The sequence below is a fragment of the Methylobacterium isbiliense genome (assembly GCF_022179325.1).
In the GTDB taxonomy this organism is placed as follows: domain Bacteria; phylum Pseudomonadota; class Alphaproteobacteria; order Rhizobiales; family Beijerinckiaceae; genus Methylobacterium; species Methylobacterium isbiliense.
Genome location: NZ_BPQQ01000037.1, coordinates 86,618 through 95,681, shown reverse-complemented (window position 1 = coordinate 95,681; position 9,064 = coordinate 86,618). Strand labels below are relative to the sequence as shown.

General features: G+C 66.6%; 5 protein-coding genes and 1 pseudogene. 1 reads left to right on the top strand and 5 read right to left on the bottom strand.

Features of this window, described 5'->3' with window-relative positions; translation table 11 throughout:
- The 5 genes from MFF61_RS16925 to MFF61_RS16900 form a co-directional block, all read right to left on the bottom strand.
- Nucleotides 1-1,459: PAS domain S-box protein (locus MFF61_RS16925; protein WP_238236360.1), on the bottom strand; the 1,459-nt coding region annotated here is incomplete at its 3' end.
- A gap of 1,053 nt (nt 1,460-2,512) precedes the next feature.
- Nucleotides 2,513-3,682: a zinc-dependent alcohol dehydrogenase gene (locus tag MFF61_RS16915; RefSeq protein WP_238236359.1), complete on the bottom strand. Its 1,170-nt coding sequence runs from the start codon at nt 3,680-3,682 to the stop codon at nt 2,513-2,515.
- 14 nt (nt 3,683-3,696) lie between these two features.
- Complete coding sequence (locus MFF61_RS16910) at nt 3,697-4,299, bottom strand: SRPBCC family protein (RefSeq protein ID WP_238236358.1); 603 nt, start codon at nt 4,297-4,299, stop codon at nt 3,697-3,699.
- Between the two features lie 1,156 nt (nt 4,300-5,455).
- Nucleotides 5,456-6,067, bottom strand: coding sequence for a GNAT family N-acetyltransferase (locus MFF61_RS16905; RefSeq protein WP_238236357.1), 612 nt, complete (start codon nt 6,065-6,067; stop codon nt 5,456-5,458).
- The gene (locus tag MFF61_RS16900; protein ID WP_238236354.1) at nt 6,067-8,412 is read right to left on the bottom strand and encodes an Orn/Lys/Arg family decarboxylase; all 2,346 of its coding nucleotides are present in this window, start codon (nt 8,410-8,412) and stop codon (nt 6,067-6,069) included. The genes MFF61_RS16905 and MFF61_RS16900 overlap by 1 nt, the downstream gene beginning before the upstream one ends.
- Nucleotides 8,413-8,487: 75 nt before the next feature.
- On the opposite strand from MFF61_RS16900, the pseudogene MFF61_RS16895 reads away from it, so the two are divergent.
- Nucleotides 8,488-9,042, top strand: a pseudogene (locus MFF61_RS16895) (IS630 family transposase); the annotation flags it as partial.
- Between the last annotated feature and the right edge of the window lie 22 nt (nt 9,043-9,064).

Sequence of the window (9,064 nt, the reverse complement as noted above, 5' to 3'; positions counted from 1 at the left end):
CCTTGAGCGCGCTTGCGGTCACCAAGCCGCTCGCTTCCTCCAGATCGAGCACGACGCAGCCCGGCAGCAGCGAGCCGGCGATCGTGAGGAGGGCCTGACCGCTCGCAAAGGCCTGCACCTCGTACCCGGCGGCCTGCAGGGCGGCCGCGAGGCCGTGCCGGGCCTGATCCCCGGCTGCGACCACGTAGGCGCGCAAGGCCGTGTCGGTCGTGACGTCCTGCGCGATCCCGCCCACGAAGCGGATGTGCCCGTCGATGCCGGGGATCGGGAAGAAGGTGTCGCGGATGCGGCGCACCGCGCCGTCCGAGGCGCGCAGGACGCGGTACTCCAACACCAGTGTCTCGCCACCCCTCACCCGCTCCAGCGCTCGTGCCGCGGCGTCGCGGTCCTCCGGGTGGACGCTGGCGAGCCAACCTGCGAGGTCCGGCATGTGCCCGGCGGGCATGCCCCAGACCTGCGCGAAGGCGGGGCTGAGATAGTCGAGCTGCCCGCTCTGCAGGTCGGCGAGCCAGAGCACGTTGGCCGTATGTGCGGCGAAGCGCCGGAAGCGCTCCTCGCTCTCGCGCAGGGCCGCCTCGGCCCGCTTCTCCCGATCGATGTCCTGCATCACGATGATGGCCAACGGAATACTGCCATTGCGTTCCCGCACCGGGATGGCGCTGACGCGCATCCAGCACTCGCGTCCCTCCTCGGAGCGGTGCAGGAAGCTCATGTCCTGCACGACCTCGCCCCGCATCGCCCGCGCGAAGGGGTAATCGCGCGGACCCAAAACCCGCTCATCCGTGTCGAAGCCGGTCCACTGGGACTGCATGTCCAGATCCAGGGTGGGAGCCCTGCCGCGCGGAAGGAACCGCCGACACAGCGGATTGGCGAGCAATGCCCGCCCATCCGCCCCGAACAGGCCAGCCGCGAAAGGGAGATGCTCGATCAGTGTGCCGAAGCGCGCTTGCTGCGCCTCGATCTCCCGCAAGGCGGCTCGGAGTCGCTTCTCCGTGGAGATTCGCGTGGTGGTTTCGTACACATGACAGAGTACGCCTTGCACGCTGCCGCGTTCGTCCCGGACCGGTGAGTAGGCAAAGGTCCAGAGGGTGTCCTCCGGAGATCCGTCACGGTCCACCGTAACGGTATAGTCCTCCAGATAGCTTGGCTCACCGCGAAGCGCGCGCTCCGCCACCGGCCCGACTTGGTCCCATGCCTCGCCCCAGACCTTGGAGAACGGGCGCCCGAGCGCCTCGGGCTTAATGCCCAGGATGGGCCGGTACGCGTCGTTGTAGAAGCTGATGAGGTCGGGCCCCCAGGCGAGGTAGGTCGGAAAGGCCGAGTTGAGCATGATGCTCAATGTGGACTGCAACGCATCCGGCCACGCGTCGACGGGGCCGAGGGACGTGGAGCTCCAGTCGTGCTCGCGAATGCGGATGGCCATTCGGCCACCACCCGTGAGGAAATTTCCGGATTCCATGGCGGCTCCTGCCTGTCCCGTGGCGACGTGGCCGACCCAGGTTCCAGGCTTGAACCGGCAGCCACCGTCTTCAGTCAGGCCGCTGTGTCCAATGTGCAGAAAGATCAATTAGCCATGATACTTCCTGATGAATAAATCCAGGATTTCATTCCTAGTCAGCAATTCTCTTTGGACCAAACCTGCTGCACGCAATTTTCATGCGCTGCCCTGAAGCCGCTTCGGCATAGCGCCACCTGACCTTAGCTTTCGACATCGCGCTCTATGCCTTCGTGCCCGAGCGAGCACATGGCTAGGCTGCGCTCAACGAGAGCGGATGATTGCGCTGCATACATCGCTTTGGCGAGGCTGAACGATGGCCTGTGATCGCTTGAGCCACCACATGGGGGGCGTTTCGCCGCTCTTGAGCGAGGAGGAGCGATGCTGTCGGACGGGCTACGGGGCGAGTTGGAGCCACTCGTCGAGGCCTGTCGGCCGAAGGGCAGGACGACGCCCAGGATCGACGCCGCTCATGCGGTGGAAGCGGGCCGGCGTCGGGTTATGGCTCCTGAGCGTGGTCCAAGAGCGCGGCGTGACCCCGGTCAGGTGTTGGTTGCCCCGCTTGCCACTGCCTGTCGCCCTGTCCGCGAGCGGACGGATTCTCACGACGCACGTACCCGTTCCCCGCAGCGTGCGGTGACGGCTCCAGCATGGGGCTGGCCCGATCGGGCCTGATCCTTGCCCGACGAGGTTCGACCGTGGCTTCCGACAACCTCACCGGCGTGAAGGTGGCGAGTCCGATCGCGAACGGTTTCAAGCCGGTCGAGATGAGCAAGTAGCGCCGGGCGCTCGATGATGCGGGCGCCGATACCGAGAACGTCCCCCGCCGCTGGAGTGCGGAGTTCGACGACCAGCGTCTATCGTCCAGTCGAACCGCGCTCCCGCGCATGCGAGGGCCGCGATTGTGGTCAGGGCGCTTCAGGTTTCCATGCCTGACGTGCCACAGACGCTCGAGGCTGCGTCCTGCAGCTCAATCGACATCGGAGCCATATTGTTTCTCAAGAGGCGGCCGACTGTTCAGGGAATGAAGACGGAACGAACGCAGCCGTCATTCTTGTGCTTGAACATGGCGTAGCCACGCGGTGCATCTTCGAGCGGGAAGCGATGCGTCGCCAGGAACGACGGGTTCAGTTCCCCCTTCTGGGCATGGTCGAGCAGGCGGTCCATGTAAGCCTGCCCATGCTGCTGGGCCGTGCGCACGGTCAGGCCCTTGTTCATGATCGCTCCGATGGGAAATTTGTCCATCACGCCGTAGACGCCCAGGATCGACAGTATCCCCCCTTTGCGGCAGGCCAGGATTGCCTCGCGCAGTGCTTGGCCGCGATCCGTGTGCATGAACGCGAGTTGCTTGGCGCGGTCGTAGGCGTATTGCAGACCGGTCCCGTGCGCCTCCATGCCGACGGCGTCGATGCAGGCGTCGGGGCCCCGGCCGCCCGTCATCTCCCTGAGCACCTCCAGGACGCTGTCGACCTCCGCGTAGTTGATGGTTTCGGAGCCGACATGCTCGCGGGCCATCTGCAGCCGCTCGGGCAGGCGGTCGACCCCGATGACCCGTTCGGCCCCCATCAGGAAGGCGCTTTTCTGGGCCATCAGACCGACACCGCCGCAGCCCCAGACGGCCACCACATCGCCGGGCTGGATGTTGCAGAAGTCCGCCCCCATGTAGCCGGTCGGGGCGGCATCGGACAGAAACAGCACCTGCTCGTCCGGCAGGCCATCCGGCACCTTGAAGCAGTCGTTGTCGGCAAACGGCACGCGCACATACTGGGCGTGTGCCCCGGCATAGCCGCCGAATGCGTGGGTGTATCCGTAGATCCCGGCGGTCGGATACCCGAAGACGGGCTCTTGCAGCTCGGGTTTGGGATGCGTGTTGTCGCACAGCGAATACAGTTTGCTCTTGCAGTACCGGCACTGGCCGCAGGTGATGAAGGACGGCACGACGACCCGGTCCCCCTTCTTGACCTTCTTCACCTCAGGCCCGACGTCCTCGACCACGCCCATGAACTCGTGACCGATCACGTCACCGGCCTTCATGGTCGGGATGTAGCCATCGATGAAGTGCAGGTCCGAACCGCAGGTGGTCGACATGGTCACCCGCAGGATGCAATCACGCGGATTGACGATCTCGGGATCCTTGACGGTCTCGACGCGCAGGTCGTTGACGCCGTTCCAGATGAGGGCACGCATCAGAATCCTCCTCGTCAGCGAGGGTCGGGCCGGGCCGCCGGCTGACGCTCCGTCGTCGGGATCTCTCCGGTCTGCACGAGGGCCTTGAAGTAGTGCAGCGACTTGCTCGCAAGCGCTGCCGGCACCGTGTTGTTCAGCATCCGGGTGGCGACCCGGCCGAGCATGCCGCCGGGTGGATCGAGGCTGGCGCGCAGGACGACGACCGTGCCGCGATTGCCCGCAGCGGGGCGGAAGCGCACGGATGCCTCGCGGATGAGAGCCCCCTCCCCCTGTGCCTGCCAGCGGATGTATTCGCCGGGCTGATCATCCGCCAAGCGCATGTCCCAGGAGCCAAGATTGTGTCCGGCGCTCCAACGAGACTGGCCATCACCCTTGGATTGAATATCCGCAATGGGCGCCATGATCCGCCGCAAGGTATCCGGATCGCGCCAGCGCCGGTAAAGCTCGTCCTGAGGCACATCCTCAATCGTGATCGAGCGTTCGATGTCCGGCTCTTGCCCCGCACCGGACCGGCGGTTCGGACCCATTCTCGTCCGAGTTCCAGGCGTGCCCATTTGGGTGCCGATCAGACTGATGGCGGCCACGCCGGCAACTGCTGCAAGGGCGAGCCCCACCATGCCAAGGCCTGCATGGTCGCTGGGAGCATCCTGTCGGCCCTGTCGGTGACCCGGCCAGGACCGCGCGGCGTCCGATTCTGGCGTACGAGCCGGGCTATGGCCCCGATTCTGTGCGAAGAGCCCACCGTCTTGATCCGCCATGGCACACCTCAGAAGTGTCGAGAGGTTTCAGAAACTGTGGGAGAGCGCAGGTGGCTTACAATAGAAGCGGATTGATGCATCAGAAGGCAGGATTGTGCTTTTTATCGAGCTTAAACAGGGCGCGAAATGACAGAAATATTACGCTTCAGGAGTTCAGATCGCTGATGTCATCTATCTTCGTTCGATTATTCGAAGCAATAACATGCGTAATTCTTGTGGGCATCCCCTCTGTCGATGATGCCTTAGAGCCGCTCCGGACCCATGAGCCAGGCGACGTAGACGCGACCGGCCTGCGGCAAAGGCAACGGCCGGGACTGCACCGAGTCGAACCGGGACGAGCGGCGCCCAGTTCCTGCGGACAACCCCCTAGGACATCTCCGGTGCGAGCCGGGTTATCAGGTCGGGAGAGGACCTCCCGCGCGCGGGTCGGAACCGCGGCAAGCCCCATGCGACGCAGCGGCACGGGCCCCTCGTCATCGATCCCCGACCTGCGGTGCAGGTATCAGGCTCACGTTTGGCGTGGCCGGCACCATCATTGATGCAAGCGCTGCCTGTTGCGATCACGCGGGCCGAACGACCGATGACCTGAAGCCGCCCGCGACCATCAGCGCCAAACCCAAGACGAGGAAGATGCCCGCACTCGTGAGGGCCTTGGCGGCAAACCTGCTCAGGCGTCTCGACTTCCGGGGCGGGCGCCACTCGCCTTGCCCCCACAGCATGACGCGCTGAATTCCAGCTGAAAGCCATAGAGAGCCCACAGAATGCAGTGGGCATGAGCAAAGATGCTCAAGCCTTCAATGGAACGTACTTGTATGACGGTGCGGCATCTTGCATTCCCGCGAATTTGTCGGGAAAATGCACCAATAACAAGAGTATGTCACTGATGATGCCGATCGAGTGTATCGCTACGACGGGGGGATGAACGCGAACCACCCTGCCTTCATCGGCAGCTCGGTCCACGGCGAGGGTTCACCGCAGGGTCCGGGCGCGGCTGCGCCTTGCGGACGTGTGCACCTTAACGGTCTGACCACTCGCCGCCGTCGCGCGGAGAGGCCGGACTCCAGCGGGGAGGAGGTTGGTCGTCCGACCCGGTGCCGAGCTTGCACTGGACCATGACGCTGTCGCTCCAGCGACCGTACTTGTACCCGACCGCCGCCAGGTAGCCGACGCGGACGAACCCGCAGGCCTCGTGCAGGCGCAGCGAGGCCTCGTTGCGGGCATCGATGTAGCCGATCATCTGCCGGTAGCCGCCCGCCGCGCAGGCCTCGATCAGCGCCGGCAGCAGCCGCCGGCCGATGCCGGCGTGCAGGTGCTCGGGGTGGACGTAGATCGAGTGCTTGAGCGTGAAGCGGTAGGCCGGGCGCTTGCGGAACGGCACCGCATAGGCGTAGCCCGCGACGGCACCGTGGCGCTCGGCGACGAGGTGGGGCAGGCGCTTGCGGCGCATGGTCTTGCGGCGCCGCTTGAGGTCGTCGGGCAGCAGGCGCTCCTCCTCGAAGTCGCCGGTGTCGCCCACGCCGCGGCGGATGTGGTGCTCGTAAATCGCGATCATCGCCGCCACGTCCGCGTCGGACGAGGGCCGGATCACGACGTCCGGGCACGGGGCGGGACGCGGGACGGCCGTCATCAGGCGTCCTCGCGCGCGACGTAGGTGTGGAAGCGGACGCGCCCGTCCGGCCCGACCTCGCGGTAGACGCCCTGGATCTCCGCCTCAAATCCGGGAAACAGGTTCGCCGAGGCTTCGAACATCGTGAGGTAGTCGAGCATCGGCTTGGCCCGCTCGTCGAGCCGCTCGCCCGGCAGCACGGTGCCGATCCCCGGCGGGTAGACCAGCATCAAGGTCGTGGCGATCCGCCCCGCGGCCTCGGCGATGGGCACGTAGTCGACCGCGTTGCGGGTCAGCAGCTGCGCGGCCCGCTTCGGCGGCAGGGCCATCTCGGGCAGGTGCTCGGGCATGAACTGCCGCCGCTGCAACGCCGAGGTGCCGTGCTCGCGGTGGAAGGCGTGCAGGTCGGCGCAGAGGTCGCGCAGGCGAAGACCCCGGTAGCGGCCGGGGCGCCGCCGGACGAATTCGGGGATCGCGTCCTCCAGGAGCGCATTGTCGTCGTGCAGCCGCTTGAAGGCGACGAGGCCCGAGATCAGCGTGCCGGCCTTCGAGGACTCGACCCCCGGGGTGAGCAGGAAGAGCAGCGAGTTCAGGTCGTTCTTCTCGGCGACGATCCGGTTCTCGCGCAGGTACTGCGCGACGATCGGTGCCGGGATGCCATGCTCGGCGTACTCGCCCGTGGTTCGGTCGAAGCCGGGCGTGAGCACGGTGAGCTTGTTCGGGTCGGTCATCGCGAAGCCCGGCGCCACCTTGGTGAAGCCGTGCCACGCGGCGCCCGGTGCCAGCTCCCAGTAGCGGGGTTCGGCGGCAAGCGCGTCGGTCGGCACGGCCTCCCACAGCATCTCGGTGCCGTCCGGCCCCGTCACCGTGTCCGGCACGAAGGGGTCGAAGAACCAGCGCCGCTTCGGGTCGGTCTCCTTCTCCTCGAACTCCCGCCGGATCGCCCGCACCTTCTTGCGCCACTCGATCCCGAGCCGGATCGTGTCGTCCCACAGCACGACGCCCGAGCGGCCCTTCATCATCTGCGCGCCGACGTCCAGGGAGGCGAAGAGCGGATAGAAGGGCGAGGTCGAGGCGTGCACCAGGAAGCTCTCGTTGAACCGCCGGTGCTCGACCCGCCGGGTCTGGCCGCGGATGTGGCCGTCGCGGGTGTGGATCTGCGAGGCCTGGGAGAAGCTCGCGAGCTGCTTGTGGGTCGACTGGGTGGCAACGATGCCCGGCGAGGTCTCGTCGAGACCCGTCAGCCCCATGGCGAAGCGTCGCGCGTAGAGCGGGTGGAACTTCATGAAGCCCGCCCAGGCCTCGTCGAACAGGATGTAGTCGCACAGGTGGCCGATGCGCTCGACGATCTCCTGGGCGTCGTAGATCGTGCCGTCGTAGGTGCATTGCTCGATCACCGCGACGCGGAACGGGCGCTCCCGGCGCCACGCCTCGGGGTCGCTCACGTGCGGGTTGTTGCGGATCTTCTCGCGGATCCGCGTCTCGTCGAGGGCCTCGTGGAAGATCGGGCCGATCAGCCCGTAGGCGTTGCGGTCCGTCTCGAGGAAGATCGGGATGCCGCCGGCGACCATCAGGGCGCCGTGATGGGCAGCCTTGTGGTTGTTGCGGTCGAACAGGACGAGGTCGCCCTCGGCCACCAGCGAGCCGAGCACGATCTTGTTCGAGGCGGAGGTGCCGTTGAGGACGAAGTAGGTCTTCTCCGCCCCGAAGATCCGGGCGGCCTCCTTCTGGGCCTTCAGGGCCGGCCCCTCGTGGGTCAGGAGGTCGCCGAGATCGAGAACCGAGTTGTCGAGGTCGTCGCGGAAGATCGCCTCGCCGAGGTGCTCCACGAAGATGCGGCCGATCGGCGAACGGTTGTAGAAGATGCCGCCGTTGTGGCCCGGGCAGGTCCAGAGCTGGTTGCCCTCCTCGGCGTAGTCGACGAGCGCGCCGAAGAACGGCGTCTTCAGCGTCTCGGCGTATTGCGTGACCCGGCTGACCAGGCCGCGGGCGATGAATTCGGGCGTCTCCTCGGCGAGGAAGACGTAGCCGTCGATGAAGTCGAGCAGCTCGACCGGGATGTCTTCGAGCCGCTTGCGCCGGACCATGATGACGATGGGCATCTCGAGGCCGCGCTTGCGCATCATGTCGATCAGGGCAGCGGCCTTGCCGTCGAGCCCGCGCTTGCCCCAGTCGACGACGAGGCAACCGACGGCGGCATCGGTCTGCACGGCGATCGCCGCGTCCTCGACGCGCCTCGCGCGCACCACCTCGAAGCCGCGCCCCTCGACCGCCGCCACGATCTGATCGACGCGCGCGCCCTCCAGGTCGCCCGGGTCGAAGGTGGGTGTGCACATCAGAACGGTGAAGCGGCGGTGGAAGTCCATGAAAGCGGCACTCCGGCGCGAGGGGCTGGAAGTGCCGTTCTGGCCGGTTCGGCGACAGTTGAATGACAGCCCTCCGGTTGCGGCATCCGGAGTTGCACTCGGTCCGGTACAGCGGGCAGGCGCACCGCCGGCAGACGCAACCGGGTGCGCAGCTCCGAGCGCTCGACCGACTTCGCCTTCGCCGAGAAGGTGGAAGCCATCGTGGGCCTCTCCATGGACCCGTCTCGCCACGCGGTGGTGCTGTCCATGGACGAGAAGAGCCAGATGCAGCCCCCGGGCGCACCCGGCCCGGCCGCCCGCTCGCGTCTGGATGACCGGCTACCCGCACCCACGACACTGTGTGCGGCGCTGAACGTGCTGGAAGGCACGGTGATCGGCCGGTGCATGCAGCCTCACCGCCACGAGGAGTTCCTGCGCTTCCTCAACGCCGTCGAGGGGGTCGCCTCGGCGCTCTCCCGTCGGCGGCTGCGACGCGGCCCGTTCACCGGGATCGTCGACCGTCAGGCGGCGATCAACCGCACCAGCATCGCGGACAATGAGCGGCCCGGGCCCTTCGTCTGGGCCAAGCCCGCAGCCGCATGCTCAACGGCGAGGCTGCACCAGCCGTCTGAGTCAGTGCACCGGGCATGATCTCCGATCGGGTGACCAGCAG

Coding starts and splice junctions, on each gene's coding strand:
- MFF61_RS16915 (WP_238236359.1), bottom strand. CDS start 3,682: ATGCGTGCCCTCATCTGGAACGGCGTCAACGACCTGCGCGTCGAGACC.
- MFF61_RS16910 (WP_238236358.1), bottom strand. CDS start 4,299: ATGGTGGGGCTCGCCCTTGCAGCAGTTGCCGGCGTGGCCGCCATCAGT.
- MFF61_RS16905 (WP_238236357.1), bottom strand. CDS start 6,067: ATGACGGCCGTCCCGCGTCCCGCCCCGTGCCCGGACGTCGTGATCCGG.
- MFF61_RS16900 (WP_238236354.1), bottom strand. CDS start 8,412: ATGGACTTCCACCGCCGCTTCACCGTTCTGATGTGCACACCCACCTTC.